The sequence below is a fragment of the Paratissierella segnis genome (genome assembly GCF_014385195.1).
Classification (GTDB): domain Bacteria; phylum Bacillota; class Clostridia; order Tissierellales; family Tissierellaceae; genus Paratissierella; species Paratissierella segnis.
The window spans coordinates 40,653-60,505 of record NZ_JACRTG010000029.1 but is presented as its reverse complement, the minus strand read 5'-3'; the positions used below and the strand labels follow the sequence as shown (position 1 = coordinate 60,505).

The 19,853-nt window shown below is 35.9% G+C and carries 18 protein-coding genes; 16 read left to right on the top strand and 2 right to left on the bottom strand.

Annotated elements, in window-relative coordinates:
* Window positions 1-23: 23 nt before the first annotated feature.
* From vorB to H8707_RS12075, 12 genes are read left to right on the top strand one after another with little or no spacing between them, the layout of a single operon-like run.
* Window positions 24-1,082, top strand: coding sequence for a 3-methyl-2-oxobutanoate dehydrogenase subunit VorB (gene vorB / locus H8707_RS12130; protein ID WP_262430403.1), 1,059 nt, complete (start codon window positions 24-26; stop codon window positions 1,080-1,082).
* The gene (locus tag H8707_RS12125; RefSeq protein WP_262430402.1) at window positions 1,082-1,831 is read left to right on the top strand and encodes a thiamine pyrophosphate-dependent enzyme; all 750 of its coding nucleotides are present in this window, start codon (window positions 1,082-1,084) and stop codon (window positions 1,829-1,831) included. Before vorB ends, H8707_RS12125 begins: the two co-directional genes overlap by 1 nt.
* Window positions 1,831-2,364, top strand: coding sequence for a 2-oxoacid:acceptor oxidoreductase family protein (locus tag H8707_RS12120; RefSeq protein WP_262430401.1), 534 nt, complete (start codon window positions 1,831-1,833; stop codon window positions 2,362-2,364). Before H8707_RS12125 ends, H8707_RS12120 begins: the two co-directional genes overlap by 1 nt.
* Window positions 2,365-2,370: 6 nt before the next feature.
* Window positions 2,371-3,309 carry a phosphate acyltransferase gene (locus tag H8707_RS12115; RefSeq protein WP_262430400.1) on the top strand — a complete coding sequence of 313 codons (939 nt, stop codon included), beginning with the start codon at window positions 2,371-2,373 and terminating at the stop codon, window positions 3,307-3,309.
* Window positions 3,278-4,354: a butyrate kinase gene (buk, locus tag H8707_RS12110; protein WP_262430399.1), complete on the top strand. Its 1,077-nt coding sequence runs from the start codon at window positions 3,278-3,280 to the stop codon at window positions 4,352-4,354. Before H8707_RS12115 ends, buk begins: the two co-directional genes overlap by 32 nt.
* 37 nt (window positions 4,355-4,391) lie before the next feature.
* Complete coding sequence (gene allB / locus H8707_RS12105) at window positions 4,392-5,780, top strand: allantoinase AllB (RefSeq protein WP_262430398.1); 1,389 nt, start codon at window positions 4,392-4,394, stop codon at window positions 5,778-5,780.
* 29 nt (window positions 5,781-5,809) lie between these two features.
* Complete coding sequence (locus H8707_RS12100; protein WP_262430397.1) at window positions 5,810-6,490, top strand: aspartate/glutamate racemase family protein; 681 nt, start codon at window positions 5,810-5,812, stop codon at window positions 6,488-6,490.
* 33 nt (window positions 6,491-6,523) lie between these two features.
* The gene (locus H8707_RS12095; RefSeq protein ID WP_262430396.1) at window positions 6,524-7,720 is read left to right on the top strand and encodes a M20 family metallo-hydrolase; all 1,197 of its coding nucleotides are present in this window, start codon (window positions 6,524-6,526) and stop codon (window positions 7,718-7,720) included.
* A gap of 18 nt (window positions 7,721-7,738) precedes the next feature.
* A complete protein-coding gene (ilvD, locus tag H8707_RS12090; RefSeq protein WP_262430395.1) occupies window positions 7,739-9,409 on the top strand; it encodes a dihydroxy-acid dehydratase in 1,671 nt (556 codons plus the stop codon).
* Between the two features lie 35 nt (window positions 9,410-9,444).
* Window positions 9,445-10,716: a nickel-dependent lactate racemase gene (locus H8707_RS12085; RefSeq protein WP_262430394.1), complete on the top strand. Its 1,272-nt coding sequence runs from the start codon at window positions 9,445-9,447 to the stop codon at window positions 10,714-10,716.
* 14 nt (window positions 10,717-10,730) lie between these two features.
* Complete coding sequence (locus H8707_RS12080; RefSeq protein ID WP_262430393.1) at window positions 10,731-11,030, top strand: UxaA family hydrolase; 300 nt, start codon at window positions 10,731-10,733, stop codon at window positions 11,028-11,030.
* Between the two features lie 14 nt (window positions 11,031-11,044).
* Window positions 11,045-12,202 (top strand): UxaA family hydrolase, encoded by a 1,158-nt coding sequence (locus H8707_RS12075; RefSeq protein ID WP_262430392.1) that lies wholly within the window; start codon window positions 11,045-11,047, stop codon window positions 12,200-12,202.
* A gap of 98 nt (window positions 12,203-12,300) precedes the next feature.
* Here H8707_RS12075 and ald read toward each other — a convergent pair whose 3' ends face one another.
* Window positions 12,301-13,419, bottom strand: coding sequence for an alanine dehydrogenase (gene ald / locus H8707_RS12070; protein ID WP_262430391.1), 1,119 nt, complete (start codon window positions 13,417-13,419; stop codon window positions 12,301-12,303).
* A 135-nt stretch (window positions 13,420-13,554) separates the two neighbouring features.
* Window positions 13,555-14,157, bottom strand: a complete 603-nt coding sequence (locus H8707_RS12065) for an S-layer homology domain-containing protein (protein WP_262430390.1) — start codon at window positions 14,155-14,157, stop codon at window positions 13,555-13,557.
* Window positions 14,158-14,462: 305 nt separating this feature from the next.
* On the opposite strand from H8707_RS12065, the gene H8707_RS12060 reads away from it, so the two are divergent.
* The 4 genes from H8707_RS12060 (at window position 14,463) to H8707_RS12045 (ending at window position 19,844) form a co-directional block, all read left to right on the top strand.
* Complete coding sequence (locus H8707_RS12060; RefSeq protein WP_262430389.1) at window positions 14,463-16,061, top strand: CTP synthase; 1,599 nt, start codon at window positions 14,463-14,465, stop codon at window positions 16,059-16,061.
* 219 nt (window positions 16,062-16,280) lie between these two features.
* On the top strand, window positions 16,281-18,200 hold the full coding sequence (locus H8707_RS12055; RefSeq protein ID WP_262430388.1) for an S-layer homology domain-containing protein: 1,920 nt from the start codon (window positions 16,281-16,283) through the stop codon (window positions 18,198-18,200).
* 159 nt (window positions 18,201-18,359) lie between these two features.
* Window positions 18,360-19,382: a class I mannose-6-phosphate isomerase gene (locus H8707_RS12050; RefSeq protein WP_262430387.1), complete on the top strand. Its 1,023-nt coding sequence runs from the start codon at window positions 18,360-18,362 to the stop codon at window positions 19,380-19,382.
* 156 nt (window positions 19,383-19,538) lie between these two features.
* Window positions 19,539-19,844: a PTS sugar transporter subunit IIB gene (locus tag H8707_RS12045; protein ID WP_262430386.1), complete on the top strand. Its 306-nt coding sequence runs from the start codon at window positions 19,539-19,541 to the stop codon at window positions 19,842-19,844.
* The last annotated feature ends 9 nt before the right edge of the window (window positions 19,845-19,853 follow it).

The following is a 19,853-nucleotide window of genomic DNA, read 5'->3' as shown; positions in this document are numbered from 1 at the left end:
TTTATAAGAGAGGTTTTGAAATCATGGAGAGAAAATTTATGAAGGGTAATGAGGCAATAGCAGAAGCAGCTGTAAGAGCCGGATGTAAGTTCTTTGCAGGTTATCCTATAACCCCGCAAAATGAAATACCTGAATATTTATCATGGAGATTAAGAGAAGTAGGTGGAGATTTTGTACAAGCTGAAAGTGAGGTTTCGGCAATAAATATGGTATATGGAGCTGCCAGCTCAGGAAAACCGAGCATGACTTCATCTTCATCAACGGGAATATCTTTAAAAGCAGAAGGAATGTCATATTTAGCTCAGGCTAAATTACCGGCAGTAATAATAAACGTGGGAAGATGCGGTCCGGGATTAGGAGGTATCTTACCGGCACAATCTGATTATCTATTTGCTACTAAAGCTTCAGGGCATGGCGGTTTTAAAATGATAGTATTTGCGCCTTCTACTGTACAAGAGGCAGTAGACCTTACATACAAGTCCTTTGATTATGCTTATAGAGATAGAAATCCGGTAATGGTCTTAGCAGATGGCGTTGTCGGCATAATGATGGAATCAGTAGAACTTCCTGATTTTAAAGAAATCAAAGCACCGGACTGGGCATTAAGCGGAACTGAAAATGAAGAACTTAAAGAAATAATCCCTATGTGCTGGAGTGGGGAAGACCTTGAACGAGATAATATTGAAATGGCAAAGATGTTTAGGAGATGGGAAGAAAATGATGTTCAATATGAAGAGTATATGCTGGAGGATGCTGAAATTGTAATAGCTTCATATGGTACATCCGCAAGAATATGTAAAACAGTAATTAAAGAAGCCAGAAAACAAGGAATAAAGATAGGAATGTTAAGGCCTATAACCCTAAATCCTTTCCCATATAAGGCATTTGAAAAATTGGATAAGAGCATAGTGAGGAAAATACTAATTGTTGAAATGACAATACCAAGTCAAATGATTGAAGATGTTGAACTTGGTGTAAAAGGTCAAATTGAGATAGATACCTTTGGACGCTCAGGGGGAGTAGTTATTTCTCCTGAAGAAATTTTGAATAAGGTACTAGAGGTCAAGGAGGGACTTAAATAATGAAGACATTATATACAAAACCTTTATCCTTACGTGAAAATGGCCATAAATATTGCCCGGGTTGTATGCATGGTATAGCTAACAGGATAATTGGGGAGGCAGTTGACGAATTAGCTATTAGGAGAGAGATGGTAGGAGTTATAGCTGTAGGTTGTGCAAATCTCTCTCAATTATATTTTAATTTTGATTTAATAGGTGCCGCTCACGGAAGAGCTGCAGCTGTGGCAACCGGATATAAGAGAATGGCTAAAGACAGGGTTGTAATGTGTTATCAAGGTGACGGAGATCTAGCGTCTATAGGTATTGCGGAAACTTTACATGCAGCAAACAGAGGAGAAAATATTACAGTAATTTTTATAAACAATTGCATATACGGAATGACCGGAGGACAAATGGCTCCAACAACTCTAATTGGACAAAAGAGTACAACCACAATTTATGGTAGAAATGCCAGCACAGAAGGATATCCGATTAGAATGGCTGAACTTATATCACAACTGGAGGCTCCGGCATATGTAGCAAGATTTGCATTAAACAGTCCCAGAAATATTAATGATGCTAAAAAGGGCATAAAAAAGGCATTTACTAATCAAATAAATAATAAGGGATATTCATTTGTAGAATTGCTTTCAAACTGTCCTACAAATTGGAAAATGAATCCTAAAGATACCCTAGATCATGTAAGCAATGTTACAAGCAAATATTTTCCACTGGGAGTATATAGAGATAAAACGGAGGTAGAGGAGTAATGTATATAAATATTATTATGGCAGGATTTGGTGGACAAGGGGTATTAACATTGGGTAAATTAGTATGCCTAGCAGCAGATTCAGCAGGTAAAAATGCTACCTTCTTTCCATCCTATGGCGGTGAACAAAGAGGAGGAACTTGTAATTGTACTGTAGTTATTTCTGATGAAGAAATTGGTACGCCTATAGTAAATAAGGCAGATTACATCATTGTAATGAATGAGCCTTCGTATGATAAATTTAAAAATAGCGTAGTATCCGGTGGTACTTTAATAATAAATGAATCTCAAATACACAAATCAGAGGTTCTGGAAGGAATTAATCAAGTCAGGGTAAAATCAGATGATATTGCTGCTGAAGCAGGAAACAGATTAGCTTCAAATATGGTTATGTTAGGGGCATTTACAGGTTTTACTAAATTTGTTGGGGAAGATGTAGTTAAAGAAATAATTAAAGAAAGCATGTCAAGTAAAAAACAATATTTAGAAACTAACCTTAATGCTTTTGAAAAGGGATTAGGGCAAGGGGAGTAGAAATATATGTTTAGAAATTTAAATGAGATTATTGAGAAAGCAGGAAAAATAAATACACAAAAAATAATTATAGTTGGCGCTGAGGAAGAAAAACTGTTAAAAGCTACTAAAAAAGCATCCTCACTTGGGTATATTGAACCAATTTTAGTTGGCAATAAAGATAAGATAGTTGAAATCATTGAAAAAAACAATATTAATTTTCCAAGTATGACCATAATTGATGCAGAGACAAATGAAGAAAAAAGCAACATTAGTTGTGAAGAATTATATAAGCATAAAGATAGCTTTATGATGAAAGGCCTAGTTGATACTTCAGATGTACTAAAAGCTATTTTAAAAAGAAAAAAGGATTTTATGGTATCAAATCTTATATCTCACATATCCCTAATAGAATTACCATACTATGAAAAGATAATAGGGTTAAGCGATACCAGTGTGAATATAAAGCCTGATTTAAATGGAAAAATTGATATAGTTAAGAATAGCCGCGATTTTTTTAACAAGCTGGGTTATGAGCTTCCTAAGATCTCAATATTATCAGCTATAGAAAAAGTCAATAATAAAATGCAGGATACAATTGATGCTGACTATATTAAGAAATTAAACCAAAGCGGAGAATTAAATAAGTGTATTATAGAAGGTCCTATATCTTTGGATTTATCTATCGATAAAAAATCTGCCGAGATTAAGAAATATGATGGGTTGATTAAAGGCGATGCAGATATTCTCATAACTCCCGATTTAGTTTCAGGGAATTTATTAGGTAAGAGCTTTAATTATACTCCAAATTCAAAATTTGCAGGATTTATAGTAGGCACCAAGAAGCCCATAGGATTAACATCAAGAGCTTCATCAATAGAAAATAAATTATATTCCATGATAATTGGGGCAATAATTTCAGCGGGGGATGATGATGAAAGAACAAAAGACGTTATTAATAATTAATTGCGGATCAACTTCTACAAAAGTATCAATTTTCCACAATTATAATGAAGTTTTACGAAGCAATATTTCCTATAGCATAGAAGAAATAAATAAATTTAAAAATGTTTCAGCTCAATTGGACATGAGAAAAGAATCGGTAATGAAGTTTTTAGAAGATAAAAACATTAAGTATAAGGACCTTGATATTGTCATGTCAAGAGGCGGCTCTACCTTCCCGACAGAAGGCGGAGCTTATGAAATAAATGATATAATGGTTAGTAGATTAAGGGATAAACCGTTTGTGCAACATGCTGGAATATTGGGACCTGTTATTGCCAGATATATTGCTGATTTAGCCGGAGTAAAGTCTTATGTATATGATTCACCGTCGACTTGTGAACTTACAGACATAGCCAAGATTTCAGGGATGAAGGAAATCGAGAGGGTTAGTTTGGTGCATACTTTAAACACAAGGTATGTATGCAGAAAGATTTGTAAGGAGCTAAATAAGGATTATGAAAAGCTGAATATTATCGCCGCTCATTTAGGCGGAGGAATAACTATATCTCTTCACAGCAAAGGTAAGATAATAGATGTAGTTGGCGATGGAGAAGGTACATTCTCTCCCGACAGAGCCGGGGGCATACATTCCAGACAATTGGTAGATTTGTGTTTTGGAAAGGAATACGATAGTGCGGCAGCTGTTCATAAGATTATGAGAGGAAATGGTGGTTTAGTATCTTATCTGGGCACCAATGATGTAGTTGAAATAGAGGATAGAATTGATTCCGGAGATAAATATGCATTGCTTATTTATGATGCTATGATATATCAATTAAGTAAATCCATAGTTTCATTAGCACCTGTCGTAGATGGAAAGCTGGATTTTATAGTTTTAACCGGTTCCTTAGCTAAATCTTGTCAATTAGTAGAAAAACTTAAAAAACACATATCATTTTTAGCCGAAATAAAAGTATTACCTGGAGATATGGAAATGGAAGCTTTATGTTACGGCGGGATGAAGATTTTAGAGGGAAAAGAACAAGTAAAGAATTACACTGAATAATAAAGATTAAGGGTTAAATATTTATAGGAGATGTGTTATGAAAAGAAAATTAAAGATTGTGAATGCAGATGTCTTTGCAGACGGGCAATTGAAAAAGGCAAGTATTGTTGTTAATGACGGAATTATTGAAGAAATACTTGAAGGTGATAGATTTGAACCATTTGATGGGGAGATATTGGATTGTACAGGCAAAATTGTACTTCCGGGCTCAATTGATACACACGTTCATATCAGAGAACCGGGCAGTGAAGAGAGGGAAACCTTCCTAACGGGAACTATGGCAGCTGCCAATGGGGGGGTAACTACGGTTCTGGAACATCCGATTTCAGTTCCGCCTCCATACAATAGTGAAATTTTGGAAAACAGAATCAATATTGCAAAACCGCAGATGGTGGTGGATTGCGGATTCTATGGAGCATTAGGCACTGAAAGCATAGGCAATGTAAAAGACATGAAGGAGCATGGAATTGTATCCTTTAAAACATTTTTGCAGGAGCCTATGAAAGGAAGAGAACGTGAATTTAAAGGATTGACCATAAGTGATGATTATAATCTGCTGAAAGCTATGGAAGAAGCTCATAAATATGATATGATGATGGCTTTTCATGCTGAGAATGATGACATAATCAAAGGAATAACTAAAGAGCTTACTGACAGCGGCCGAGTCGATACTAAAGCTCATTATGAATCAAGACCTATAGTAGCCGAAATTGAATGTATTATAAAACTGTTGGTATTGGCAAAAGCTGCAGATACAAGAATTTTGATTTGTCATATTACCACATCCGAGGCAATGAAAATATTAAAAACAGCTAAAGAACAAGGGATAAAGGTCATAGTAGAGACTTGTCCGCAATATATTTTCACATCAGAAGAGGAATGTATCGATTTGGGACCAATGGCAAAATGCAACCCACCAATTAGAAAAAAAGATGATGTTGACAAGATTTGGGATTATATAAATGATGGTACAGTTGATATCATAGGCAGTGATCATGGTCCATATATAATTGAAGAAAAGATGCCCGGCTATGACAATATCTTTAAAGCTCCGGCAGGATTCCCCGGATTGGAAACCAGAGTGCCTTTAATGCTGGATGCGGTAAATAAGGGAAAGATGACTTTAGCTAAAATGGTTGAGCTTATATGTGAAAACCCGGCTAAAATATTCAAACTTGACCATAAAAAAGGATTTATTAAGCCCGGATTGGATGCGGACTTTATGATTGTGGATATGACTAAGTCATACACAATAGATAAAAATAAGATGTATACAAAAGGAAGAGATGTTGCTGAATTATTCAATGAAAGAAAAGTCCAAGGATATATAGAAAAAGTTATATTAAGAGGCAATACTGTAATGGAAGATGGTGTAGTTAAAGATTCTATGGCAGGATACGGACAATTAATAAAACCTTATCAATAATGATGTCCTTAAGGAAAGGAGCATAGCAAATGAAAATTTTAATTATCAATCCAAACAGCGATGAAGAGATGACAAAAGTCATTGAAAGAAATGCCAGAAATTTTGCTAAAGGTGAATATGAAGTCGATTGTATAACAAATGAAACTGCTCCGGCATTCGTGACTACATATAACGATATAGCTGAAACAATGCCGGGGCTGAAAAAGATAATAGAAGAAAAAGAAAAATATTATGATGCCTTTGTTATAGCATGTCATAGTGATCCCAATTTAGATCTTTTAAAAGAGCTGTGTGATAAACCGGTAGTAGGAGTTGGAGAAGCTTCACTTAAGATAGCATCAATGTTGGGACACAAGTTTTCAATAATTATGGCATCGGATAAAGGAATTCCCAATAAGGAACTTTTGGTACGTAAATATGGGCTGATAAGTAGCCTTGCTTCCTTTGCCGTTGCAAATAACGGGGAAGGCTTTAACTGGCAGGATCAGGACAATTTAATATTAGCCGCTAAAAAAGCTATAGATGAAGATATGAGTGAAGTGATAGTGTTAGGATGTGCGGGAATGGGACATGTAGCAGGCAGGATGCAGGAAATACTGCATGTACCGGTTTTGGACGGTGTAACATGCGCTTTAATTATTGCAGTAGGATTGGTAAAGGCCGGCTTAAGTACAAGCAAGGTAAGAAGATTTAAGAGCTTATCTAAGTAATTTGTTCCCAAGCAATATGAGGAGATGGAAGCTGTGAAATTGAACACTGATAGATTAAAGAACAATATCCTTAAGCTGGGCAGCATTGGGAGAACTATGTATGGCGGAATAACAAGGCTCGGTTTTACCGATGAATACTATAAAGCGGCTGATTTGTTCAAAGAATTGCTGGAAGATGCAGGGCTTGAGGTACATATTGATAAAGTTGGCAATGTAATCGGGAGAAAAAAAGGTAAAAAATCGGAAAAGATAATAATGACCGGATCTCATTTGGATACCGTTGTAAATGGCGGGATATTCGATGGCAATATGGGCGCTGTTGCAGGTTTAGAGTTTGCATACTATATTAAAGAAAACAATATTAAGCTGAATCACACTATAGAAATAGTAGGCTTTAATGCGGAAGAAGGAGGAGAAATGGGAGGTACCTTCGGAAGCAGGGCAATGATGGGTTTAATAGATTTGGATAAGAAAGGACTGGTTGAAAAGCTAGGTAAATACAATCTATCCATAGATGATATAAAAAACAGCACTATTGATACGGATAGGATTAAATGCTTTATAGAGTTTCATATAGAACAGGGAAATATTCTATATGAAAATAATATACCCATCGGTATAGTAAGCGGTATTGTAGGAATTACAAGATATAAAATAACCGCATTAGGTGAGAGCAATCATGCCGGTACAACGATGATGAAGGGCAGAAAAGATGCATTTCAAGCTTTAGCTAAGCTTGCAGTACAATCTGATGATTATATATCAAATGTTGACGATATTCTTGTGGGGACATTTGGGGTTGTAAATATTTATCCGAATATGGCAAATGTTATACCCGGAAAGGCAGAGGCTATCTTAGAGTTAAGGCATATGGACCAAAATGTTATTGATGATACGATAGAGAGAATAAAAGCTATAGCCGATAGCATTGATAGTGCAAAATTTACATTTGAAAAAATAATTTCAAAAAAATCATGTCAATGCGATAAAGACATTATATCTATTATTGATAAAGTATGTAAAGATAATAATATTAAATATAAAACAATACACAGTGGTGCAGGTCATGATGCCAATGCCATAGCAAAAAAAGCACCGGTCGGTATGATATTTGTACCCAGTGAAAAAGGCAAAAGCCATTGTCCAAGTGAATGGACAGATTGGGATGATATTGAAAAAGGCTGTGAAATTTTGTTTAAAACCTTGTTGAAGATTGATGAACAAATATAAGTTAAGGAGTTTTTAAATATGAAAGAAGTTGGGATTTTCAATACAGAGGAATATATTTCCAATAAAGGAATGTGCAAAGGTGCTTCTCTTTCTGATGATGATTTATCACGTCCTATTATAGGAATAGCAAATTCTTTCAATGAAATGGTACCGGGACATAATAATTTAAGAACCATCGCACAATATGTCAAAAATGGAGTTTACAGAGGAGGAGGAACTCCTGTTGAATTTGGGACAATAGCAATTTGTGATGGTATTGCGACAGGTCATGCCGGAGGAAATTATGTGCTTCCGTCTCGGGATAATATTGCAGACAGCATAGAAATACAGGCAAAGGCTCATAAGTTTAACGGATTAGTATTGATAGCATCATGTGATAAGATAGTTCCCGGAATGATTATGGCAGCTGCAAGACTTAATATACCTTGTATATTAATCAATGGAGGCTGTATGTTAAGCGGCGGACCTTTCAGAGATGTTAAAAATGCCGATGCATCCACTGTAACTAAAGCCTTGGGAATGTATCAAGCAGGGCTGGCAACTATGGATGAAGTGCAGGCTTTGACAACAACATGTGTCCCTTCGTCAGGCTCATGCCAATTTTATGGAACTGCAAACACGATGTGCTGTATTAGTGAAGCGTTGGGTTTGAGTCTTTCGGGAACTGCCGCCATTCCAGCTCCTTACAATGAAAGATTAAGGGCATCATTGGAAACCGGAGTAAAGATTGTTGAATTAGTTCAAAAGGATATAACATCAGGAAAGATTTTGACTCTTAAGTCTATAGAAAATGCAATTATATTTTTAATGGCAACAGGCGGCTCAACCAATGCGGTTATTCACCTGTGTGCAATAGCATATGAATTGGGTATTTCTCCATCCGAGATTATCGATTTAATAGATGATTACAGTAAAAAAATCCCTGCTATTGCAAATATCTTTCCGGCTTCACAGTATGATATGGAAGATTTTTACTATGCCGGAGGTGTTCCTGCCGTAATGAAAGAATTAAAAACACTCTTATATGGTGATTGTATGACAGTATCAGGCAAGACCTTAGAGGATAATTTGAACGAATACAAATTTTTATATCCTGCAAATAAAGATTTGATTCGCAACCTTGATAACCCCCATGATAAACTGGGAGGAATAGCTATTATGCGTGGCAATCTGGCGCCAAATACAGGAGTGTCAAAGCCTTTAGGAATACATGAAGACGTAAGACAATTTGTAGGCAAGGCAATTTGTTTTGATTCGGAAGAAGAATGTACTTTGGCAATTTCACAAAACAAGATAAAGCCGGGACATGTTGTAGTTGTCAGATATGAAGGTCCAAAGGGTGGTCCCGGAATGCGTGAAATGTTTAAAGCTTCAAAGATGTTGGATGGGCAAGGACTTGAAAGATCTACAGCTGTTATTACTGACGGCAGATTTTCGGGAACTAACAGCGGCTGCTTTGTAGGGCATATTTCTCCTGAAGCTGCAGCCGGCGGTCCAATAGCACTTGTTCAGGATGGTGATGAAATTAGTATTGATGTCATAAATAGAAAGTTGGAACTTCATGTATCTGAGGCAGAACTTGTTAAACGCAGAGAATCTTGGAGTTATACTCCTAAAAAACTTAAGGGCGTATTGGCAAGATATGCTAAGTTAGCTAAGTCAGCTGATCAGGGCGGAGTATTGGAATAAGCTCATATATTTATTAAAGGAAGGGGCAATAAATTATGTTTATAGATTTCCCGAAATCTGACTTTGTTCTTAAGGGACTGGAAGATATTGTAATTCCCCCTATGGTGAAAATTAGGCAAAAATTTGATTCCTCTTGTATTGAAGATATAAGGGGTCATTTGATTAGCAATATGAACGAAACGATTACCGACAAGGAATGGTATAGGGATAAAAGAATCTGCATTACCGGCGGCAGCCGGGGAATTTCTAATATTGATTTAATAACTAAAACAGTAGTAGACCAACTTAAAGAATGGGGAGCAAAACCTTTTATTATACCGGCAATGGGCAGCCATGCCGGCGGCACTGCCGAAGGACAGAAAGAAATGCTTGCAACATTCAATATTATAGAAGAAAGCATGGGTGCTGAAATTCTTTCAAGTATGGATGTAGTTCAATATTCAAGTCTTGAAGATGGTACTCCCCTTTATATTGATAAATATGCTTATAACAGTGATGGTATTGTAATAATCAATAAAGTAAAACCGCATACCAATTTTCATGGAAAACATGAAAGCGGATTAGCAAAGATGATGGCTATAGGCTTGGGCAAGCATGTTGGGTCAGCAATGTTTCATATGAAAGGCTTCCCGACATTTGCAGAAAGAATTCCGCAAGTATGTGAAGAATTTTTAAAATGTTTTAAAAATGTATTTGCTGTAGGTATCGTTGAAAATGCCTATGATAAAATCTGTAAACTTGAAGTTGTACCCAGAGAAAATATATTGGAAAAAGATGCCGAACTGCTTCAAATTGCTAAAAAGAATATGGCACATTTTAAGTATCCCCATATGGATGTCATAGTGATAGATGAGATGGGAAAAAACGTAAGCGGCACCGGCTTTGACCCCAATATCATTTCTCATGAGGTACTTGATTATCAGCAGCTGTTTGTTAGAGGACTAACGGAGGATACCCGTCATAATGCCTGCGGTATTGGATTTGTTGATATTAGTACGCAACGCATGTTAAATGACATTGATTGGGATTCAACTTGGACCAATATAGCAAATTCGACGGTTCTTTACAGCGGAAGGATTCCTATGTATGCAAACAGCGATAAGGAAGCTTTGCTTATAGCTATAAGATCTTGTAACAATATTGATTTCAATAAAGCAAAGATTGTAAGGATTAAAAATACATTACATATGGATGAAATTGAAGTTTCTCTGGCTTATTGGGAAGAAATTAAGGATTATGAAGGAATTGAAAGGATTGGGGAATTTAGAGAAATCCAATTTGATGCTGAGGGTTATATAATAGAATGAGGATGGTGATAAAAATGGCGGAAAAAACCCAAGATGCAATAATAATAAGCGACAAAGATAACGTCGCCACTGCATTAAAGAATTTGGCTAAGGGTACTAAGGTTTTAGCAAGGGGAGATATCCTAACGATGGAAGTAAATCTGAAGGATGATATTGCATTTGGCCATAAATTTGCTTTATACGATATTTTATCCGGTTCCGATATTATAAAATACGGAGCAGTAATCGGAAGAGCAACTCAAGATATTAAAAAGGGAGAACACGCACATCTTCATAATATAGAAGGAGCTAGAGGACGAGGAGATAAAAAATAAGGGGTGAATTATTAATGAAGTTTATGGGATATACTCGTTCCAACGGAACAGTTGGAGTCAGAAATCATTTATTGATATTATCAACAGTTGCTTGCGCCAATAATCCTGTAAGGAATATTGCTCAGCAACTAACAGGAGCAGTACCTATTACCCATCAAAACGGATGCGGACATTTACCTCGTGAAGCGGAACGGGTTCATAGAACCTTAGTGGGCTACGGCAGCAATCCCAATGTAGGTGCATGTATTGTAGTGGGTTTAGGATGTGAAGTTATTCAAACAAAAAAAGTAGCGGAGGAAATTGCACAAACCGGAAAATCTGTAGCATGTATTTTAATACAGGAATCAGGCGGAACAATCAATGCAACAGCTGAAGGTGTGAGAATTGGCAGAGAGATGCTGAGTGAATTGTCTAAACAGCAAAGAGAGGAACATGATATTTCCGATTTAATTTTGGCATTGGAATGTGGAGGGTCGGATGCAGCCTCCGGCATTACGGCAAATCCGGCAATAGGCGTTGCCAGTGACTTATTAGTAAAGCAAGGCGGGACGTCGGTTTTGTCAGAGACACAGGAATTAATAGGCGCAGAAAACTTACTTGCTGAAAGAGCGGTAAATAAAAAAGTAGCGGAGGATATAATAAATATAGTAAAACGTGCCGAACAGTCCAGTCTCAATTTCGGAGTTGATATTCGCTCTACTAATCCGGGACCGGGAAATAAGGAAGGTGGGATTACCACTCTTGAAGAAAAATCTATTGGCGCCGCTCACAAGGGAGGAAATGCAGTAATACAGGAAGTCGTGGAATATGCTGTTAAGCCTTCAAAAAAGGGATTGATTATTATGGATACTCCGGGGACGGATGTGGATTCCGTAACAGGCATATTAGCAGGAGGAGCACAGGTTTGTGTTTTTTCAACAGGAAGAGGAACACCGGTTGGCGCACCTATTGCACCAGTTATAAAGATAGTAAGCAATACCCAAACATACCATAGTATGAAAGAAAACATAGATATAAATGCGGGGAAAATTATTGATGGATTTTGTACGGTTCAGGATATAGGCAAAGAAATATTTAATGAAATCATAGAAGTATGCAATGGTAAGATGACAAAAGCCGAACAATTAGGCTGCGGAGAGTTTGCTATCTACAGAGACAGCCCCACACAATAAATATTGATTATTAATAGCGGAGATCTCAATCCTGATGGAGTAGAGGATCTCCTTTTTTATATCGGAGATTTCTCTACTATGATCAGGGCTATACAAGCTTAATTTAACATTTCTTCTATAGGGACATAAGGTAAATTAAAAGCATCAGCTACTGATTTATAGGTTATATTTCCATCAATAACGTTTGCACCCTTTGCTAATGCGGCATCTTCTTTAAGAGCTTGTTTCCATCCCTTGTTTGCAATTTTTAGCACATATCCTGAAGTTGCATTTGTCAATGCCAGAGTTGAAGTCTTGGGAACGGCTCCGGGTATATTTGCTACAGCATAATGGATTATATCGTGTTTTATAAATACAGGGTCTGCATGGGTAGTTGGTTTTTCAATCGTTTCAATACAGCCGCCTTGATCGATGGCAACGTCAACTATTACTCCGCCGGGCTGCATTGCTTTTACCATTTCCTCTGTAACAAGTTTGGGAGCTTTTGCTCCTGGAATCAAAACTGCACCTACAACCAAATCCGATGTCTTTATAGCTTCCATCATATTATAATTGTTAGAATATAGGGTTTCGATTTTGCCCATAAATATCTCACCTAAGTAACGTAACCTGTCTACATTGACATCAAGAACCGTAACCCTAGCGCCAAGACCTATGGCGGTTTTTAATGCTCCTGTACCAACGATGCCTCCGCCTACTACTGTAACATGTGCAGGAGGTACTCCCGGTACGCCTTCCAAAAGAATTCCCTTTCCGCCATGGATTTTGGAAAGATATCTCGACCCTTCTTGTACAGCCATTCGGCCTGCAACTTCGCTCATAGGTGTAAGAAGCGGTAAAGACCTATCATCCTTTTGAACAGTTTCATATGCTATTGCCACAGCTTGAGATTCTATCAATGCTTTTGTTAATTCCGGCTCTGCAGCTAGGTGGAAGAAGGTAAATATTATGAGACCTTTTCTAAAATACTTATACTCTGGTTCCAGAGGTTCTTTTACCTTTACAATCATTTCCGATTCATTCCAAAGATCAGCTGCGCTTTCAATGATTTCAGCACCGGATGAAGTATAAGTCTCATCTAAAAAGCCTGCTTCATGTCCGGCCTCCCTTTCTACCAAAACCTTATGCCCGGCACGCACCAAAGCATCAACTCCTGCCGGAGTAAGTGCTACCCTGCTTTCCTGAGCCTTAATTTCTTTGGGCACTCCTATTATCATAATTCAACACCCCTTTAAATAGTACTTTAATTTAATTATACAATACGGGATATTAAAATACTAGTGTGAAAGATTTTATGATTTTAACTGTCTACTACAAGTGGAGCATATCAGGATTGACCCAATGACCTTTCTTCAATCAAGCTTAATATTCAAAAATTCTGCCAAAGTAATTGTACTTCCTTTTTTTGTGAGTTTCAATGTATTTAGCGTCATAACAGCCATTTGACCACGGCTGAGTTTTTCACCGGGGTTATTTTCAAGCCCATCCATAATACCGAGTTTGACAGCCAACTCAGGAACGGAATTCCACAGATTGGACTCTTCATTATATCCTAAAACTCTTAGCAATAAAGCTTGAAATTCATGGACAGTTGTATCCTTTCCAAATCCAAATTTATCATTGCCTACTCCTTTTATAAGTCCCTTATCAGTAGACCAAGCTATATAAGACGCATAAAATTCATTTGTTATGTCTGAAAACTTTGGTTTAATTAAAAATGATTTTGCTCTGTTTTCTTCCTTATATAATCTACTAATAAGTACTACCATGTCTTGTCTATTTAATATTTTATCAAGCATTAAATCACCATTGATATTGCCTTCCAATACTCCCATGCTTTCAAGGGATTTGCCTGCGGAGATAGATAGATCTTCTTTTTCAGCATTTACGATAATAGGTAATAATAGCGAAAGCACCATAGATAAAACAATTAGTATTACTATAATTTTTTTCAAAAAATTTCTCCTTTCTTTTTAATAAGCTATCACTTCATAAATTCGAGAAGTTGTTTTTCCCCTATATTGATTTATGAAGTTTTACTATTTCGGTATGAATTAAAATTGTAATATTATTTTATATTAGGCTTTTTTAGTGTATGCTATAATTATACTATAGTAATTGGCATACTAATATTAAATTAGGGTTACAAATAATATTAAATTCGAGTTATAAATGTTTTGACTTATAAAGAATATTAATATAAAATTGTAAAGTTAGATTTTATTTTTAATTTGAAGTGTTAACTGAGGAGGGGAAAATTTTGTCTACTAAGTTTATCTTTGTAACAGGAGGAGTTGTATCATCTTTAGGGAAAGGAATTACTGCGGCTAGTTTGGGACAATTATTAAAGAGTCGTGGCTTAAAAGTCACAATACAAAAATTTGATCCATATATAAATGTAGATCCTGGAGCAATGAGTCCCTATCAACATGGTGAAGTTTTTGTTACGGATGATGGTGCTGAAACTGATTTGGATTTAGGTCATTATGAGAGGTTTATTGATACAAATCTTACTAAAAATAACAGCGTAACGACGGGAAAAATTTATTGGTCTGTACTTAATAAAGAGCGGGCAGGAGAGTATAAAGGAAGGACAGTACAGGTAATTCCGCATATTACCAATGAAATAAAGGAAAGAATGATCAGAGCTTCAAAGGAAAGAGAATTGGATGTAGTAATTACCGAGATTGGCGGGACAGTTGGAGATATTGAGTCACTACCGTTTTTAGAAGCTATTAGGCAGATCAAATATGATGTTGGAAAGGAAAATGTAATGTATATTCATGTTACATTGATTCCGTATTTGTCAAAGGCAGGTGAATTAAAAACCAAGCCTACCCAACATAGCGTTAAGGAATTAAGAAGTTTAGGTATACAGCCTGATGTCCTGATATGTAGAACAGAAGTGCCATTATCACAGGATTTGAAGGATAAAATCGCACTGTTCTGTGACTTAGACTCCAGTGAAGTTATAGAAAATTTAGATGCCCCAAATATATATGAGATTCCATTGATGCTTGAAAAACAAGGCTTACCGGATTTGGTTATCAAACATTTAGGATTAGAATGCAGTGAGTTGGATTTAACTGAATGGAATTCAATAGTTGAACGAGTAAAAAATCCAAAGGGGAAGGTTACAATTGCGCTTGTAGGCAAATATGTAGAGCTTAGGGATGCATATATTTCTGTTGCTGAATCATTAGGGCATGGCGCTATAGCTAATAATGTAGAAGTAGAAATCAAGTGGATACAAGCGGAAGATGTAAATGAAGAAAATAGTGAGAAATTATTTGAAGAAGCAGACGGGATTTTAGTGCCGGGAGGATTTGGAGATAGAGGTGTAGAGGGCAAAATTCAGGCAATAAAATATGCTAGAGAAAGAAAGATTCCATTTTTCGGGATAGCACTGGGAATGCAATTGGCTGTAGTTGAATATGCCAGAAATATATTGGATATGAAGGATGCAAACAGTTCTGAAATCAATCCAAACACCAATTACCCGGTAATTGATGTACTTCCGGAATCTAAAGACTTGGTTAAACCTAATGGTATGAGATTGGGACTTTATCCATGCAAGATTGCATCGGATACAAAAGCAATGGATATTTATAATGATGAGATAGTCTACGAAAGACATAGACACAGGTATGAATTCAACAATGAATTTAGAGATAGATTTGTTGAAAACGGAATGATAATGTCTGGGTTATCTCCGGATGAAAAACTAGTTGAGATAATTGAATTAAAAGATCACCCATGGTTTGTCGGAGTGAATTTCCATCCTGAGTATAAATCAAGACCAACGAGATGCCATCCATTGTTTAGGGAGTTTATCAAAGCAGCATTAAAAGATAGGTAAGAGGTAAGAGGTAAAAACATTGTGAATTGTGCATTGTGAATTGCACCGAAGGTGTCATTCTGAATGCTAGTGAAGAATCTATGTTTAATGTCCCCATAGCTCGACCAAAGCAACTCTTCACTATTTTTTCAATTGTTTTTGTAATACAATTGTAATCATTAAAATAAGGAATATTATGAGAAAAGGTGATATAATAGGTAAAAAGGAGGGACTTATGTTATGCGTTTTAGCAAGAAGTTTATAAAAGTGATATCTTTATCTTTGATGTTATTTATGTTGATATCTACTATGCCAAGTTATGCGGCAACTTATAAAGATGTTCAGAATAGTCATTGGGCATATGAATATATTGAAAGAATGAGCAAATCAGGTTATATAAAAGGAGATCCGGATGGAAGATTTAGACCGGGAGACAACCTTACCTATTTGGAAGTATTAAGTTTTGTATCTAGGATCATTAACATAACAGAAACTGAAAAGCAAAGTATGAGGAATAAGTATCAAACTATAGTAACCTTATATAACGTACCTGCTTGGGCGCAAGACGCTGTTATGACTTGCCTATATAAAGGTGTTATATCCGAGGATGAATTGAAATATGCGGATTCTATGGGTGCTATTAAGACCGGCACAACAAAGAGAGTAAATAGAATAGATACCAGTGTTTTCCTTGCAAAGGCAATGGGACTGGATAAGGTATCCGTAAATTCGCAGATTGGACAAGTTTATAAGGATTTAAAGCCTGAACATGAAAAATACAAGCCGCTTCTTTACCTATTAATAGATGCTAAAGTATTAAGCCCTGAGGGTATGGGCAATTACGAGTTTAAACCCAATGACCCTGTAAAAAGAGAGCAAATGGCAAAGATGATATCCATGGCTTACGATTATCTGCAAGGCAATCCTCAAACTCCGATTCCAACTCCAGACCCGACCCCAAACGTAGGGACTGATATTATTAATGGTGTTTTATATAAGATAACTAATTATGGAAATAACACATATTTTATTACTATTAAGGATAAAAACAATAAGGAAACAGCCTATCTCGTAGATTCTAAAACTAGTATTACATTAGATGGGAAGAGTATTCCTTTTGCGAATCTCTATGAGGGACAGGATATTGAAATCACTGTTCCAAGAGACGGGAATACCGTAACTACTATTAAAGCTACATCTGTTGAAGAAAAATTGACAGGATATATTAAATATGTTTATCCTTCAGCCAATAGAATAGTTATTGAATACAAGGACAATAAAACAAATAAAACAGCTGAGTTGACTGTTGATAAGGATGCTGACATAACATTAGATGGTAAAGACATTACCCTATTTGACTTAAAGATTAAAGATGAAGTGAATATTATTTCTAAAAACAATGTTGCTTCAGAGATTGAGGCGGTTTCAGCATCGAGGGATTTTGAAGGTGTTATTACCAAGATAGATAAAGATGGCAAGAGTTCAGATGTTAAGTATTATATAACCATAGAGGATTCCAAGGGCAATGAACGGGAATTTGAAGTAGATTCAGATGCCGATGTATACAGAAATGGCAAAAGTGCTCATATAGAAGATTTGAGAGTTCAGGATGAAGTAGAGATTGAATTGGAATATGATGTTGTGGTTGATATTGATGCAGAAGTTGTGGAAAAAGATATAAGTGGTCAAATAACTAAAATAACTGATGAATTGAATCAAAGAACTAAAATAACAATACTTAATAAAAAGACAAATAAAGAGGAAACTTATACTTTAGCAAGAGATGCAAAGATTACAATAGATAAGACCAAGGGAACAAGCTTCGATTTGAGAAAGGGATTCTATGTAGATGCAGTAGTAGGCAGTGATGAAATTATAGAAATAAAAGCAAATTCCGTTGCCAGCCAATCTTTAGTTAGAGGAAAAATCAAACGCATCAGTAATAAAAACAAGGAAATTGATTTGGAAGTTTATAACTCCGATATATCCGGAGTGTCTTATGGGGATACTTTGTATGTTAAAACTACCAAGGATACTCTAGTGGGATATGGAAGGTATTATGACTATGATCTTGATTATCTTGCGAGAAATGATGAAGTAGATATATATGGTTACTATGACGGGTATTCATTTATAGCAGATGAAATAAATATTAGATAAGAGATAGTTCAAATTAGATCAATTTAAGTTGTAAAATAATTATTTCATTTCATAATATTGTGAACAAGGTTAAACTCCTTAAAGAGGTGCAACCTTGTTCATTTTTTTTTGCACTTTTATGAACTTGTGGATATGAAAATTGGATGATATGGTTTAATTGTGAAAAATAAACGGCAGCATTTATCATATTGCCAAAGGGAGGGAAAGATAATAGCCATGGAAAATGAAGATAGAATAATGTTTTTGGAAACCCCGCCGTTTTATGCAATTTGGGGTGACGGATCAATTTTAAAACGATACCCCATAGATTTTTACGAAAAAACTGACATATCTAATATTGCTGGATTAAGTATTTTTGCAGGGCTAAAGGATAGAAGCAATAAATTTATAAGCGGAAAATTTATTGGGAAAAGCGTTTACGAGCTTTACAAAGAAAATCCGGAGCTGTTTGGAAGCGAGGAGGAAAGAAAATGGGAAATCGTACCTATACAAGTCGGTATTGGTCATGCTTGTTCTGATTTGAGCATTCAGGTACACCCTCGTGAAGACTATGCATTAAAACATGAAAACTGTCATGGAAAATCAGAATGTTGGTATATTGTGGATGTTGATGAAGAACCAATGGATGTAGTTCTGGGACACAAGGCAAAGGCCATGGAAGAACTAGAGGATTATATAGCAAGAGATGCATACGATGATTTAGCTTTAAGAACACCTATACATAAGGGAACTTTCCTTAATTTAGAAGCAGGGACACTTCATTCCTTGCAAAAAGGAACGACGTTTATTGAAGTATGTACTTCCTGTCTGCTTACCTATCGTTTTTATGACTATCATAGGAAAGACAAAAATGGCAAGGAAAGGCAATTAGACATTGAAAAGGCAAAGGCCAATATCTTAATCCCTTATGAAGAAATGACTTATGATTTTAAGGAATATAATTATGGTTTGGCAAAAGAAAAAGAGCTTATAGACAATCACAACTATTCTGTGAGAATTATTGATGTAGTCGGTGCAAGCGTTGTACCAAAGAAAAAACCTTTTTATGCTTGTTTTGTGATTGAAGGAGAAGGAGAAGTAGAAGGTTATAAGGTTAAGGCAGGTTCAAGTTTTCTTTTAACAAGTAAAATTAGTGAAATGCATGTAAATGGGAAATTGAAAATTTTGGCAGCACATGGTTAACCACTGAACACTGCAGCAATTTCTATAGCAATGAATATAGCTGTTTTGTTGCTAATAGATTAATCAATATTCAAAGAATAATATAAATCAGTAGTTTCTAAGAAGAAAGGTAACAATGATTAAGTGCTGTAATTTTTAGAGAGAGGAGGAAAGAAAATGGCTGAGAAAAAATTTATATTTGTTTGCTGTGGAGCTGGTAAACTCACATCTTTTATGGCCGCGGAAGGTATAAAAAAAGGGTTAAAAGAAAAAGGCATTATAAAAGACGTTAAAATTCAGCATGGATTAATAAGTGAAGTTCCGCGTTATGAATCACAAATCGACATCTTAGTTTGTTCTACAAATTACAGAAAAAAACATGCTTTTCCTGTTTTGAACGGTATGGCTTTTGTTGTTCAAGATAAGGAAGGCGAAGAAAAACTGATAAACGAACTAGTAGAAATATTAAAAGATATAAATTAAAATGGAGGT

What these genes read in the sequence shown, in the direction of transcription:
- ald (WP_262430391.1), bottom strand. Translation starts at nt 13,419, where the DNA reads ATGATAATAGGAGTGCCCAAAGAAATTAAGGCTCAGGAAAGCAGGGTA.
- ilvD (WP_262430395.1), top strand. Translation starts at nt 7,739, where the DNA reads ATGAAAGAAGTTGGGATTTTCAATACAGAGGAATATATTTCCAATAAA.
- buk (WP_262430399.1), top strand. Translation starts at nt 3,278, where the DNA reads ATGAAAGAACAAAAGACGTTATTAATAATTAATTGCGGATCAACTTCT.
- H8707_RS12080 (WP_262430393.1), top strand. Translation starts at nt 10,731, where the DNA reads ATGGCGGAAAAAACCCAAGATGCAATAATAATAAGCGACAAAGATAAC.
- H8707_RS12075 (WP_262430392.1), top strand. Translation starts at nt 11,045, where the DNA reads ATGAAGTTTATGGGATATACTCGTTCCAACGGAACAGTTGGAGTCAGA.
- H8707_RS12125 (WP_262430402.1), top strand. Translation starts at nt 1,082, where the DNA reads ATGAAGACATTATATACAAAACCTTTATCCTTACGTGAAAATGGCCAT.
- H8707_RS12085 (WP_262430394.1), top strand. Translation starts at nt 9,445, where the DNA reads ATGTTTATAGATTTCCCGAAATCTGACTTTGTTCTTAAGGGACTGGAA.
- vorB (WP_262430403.1), top strand. Translation starts at nt 24, where the DNA reads ATGGAGAGAAAATTTATGAAGGGTAATGAGGCAATAGCAGAAGCAGCT.
- H8707_RS12055 (WP_262430388.1), top strand. Translation starts at nt 16,281, where the DNA reads ATGCGTTTTAGCAAGAAGTTTATAAAAGTGATATCTTTATCTTTGATG.
- H8707_RS12100 (WP_262430397.1), top strand. Translation starts at nt 5,810, where the DNA reads ATGAAAATTTTAATTATCAATCCAAACAGCGATGAAGAGATGACAAAA.
- H8707_RS12045 (WP_262430386.1), top strand. Translation starts at nt 19,539, where the DNA reads ATGGCTGAGAAAAAATTTATATTTGTTTGCTGTGGAGCTGGTAAACTC.
- allB (WP_262430398.1), top strand. Translation starts at nt 4,392, where the DNA reads ATGAAAAGAAAATTAAAGATTGTGAATGCAGATGTCTTTGCAGACGGG.
- H8707_RS12120 (WP_262430401.1), top strand. Translation starts at nt 1,831, where the DNA reads ATGTATATAAATATTATTATGGCAGGATTTGGTGGACAAGGGGTATTA.
- H8707_RS12115 (WP_262430400.1), top strand. Translation starts at nt 2,371, where the DNA reads ATGTTTAGAAATTTAAATGAGATTATTGAGAAAGCAGGAAAAATAAAT.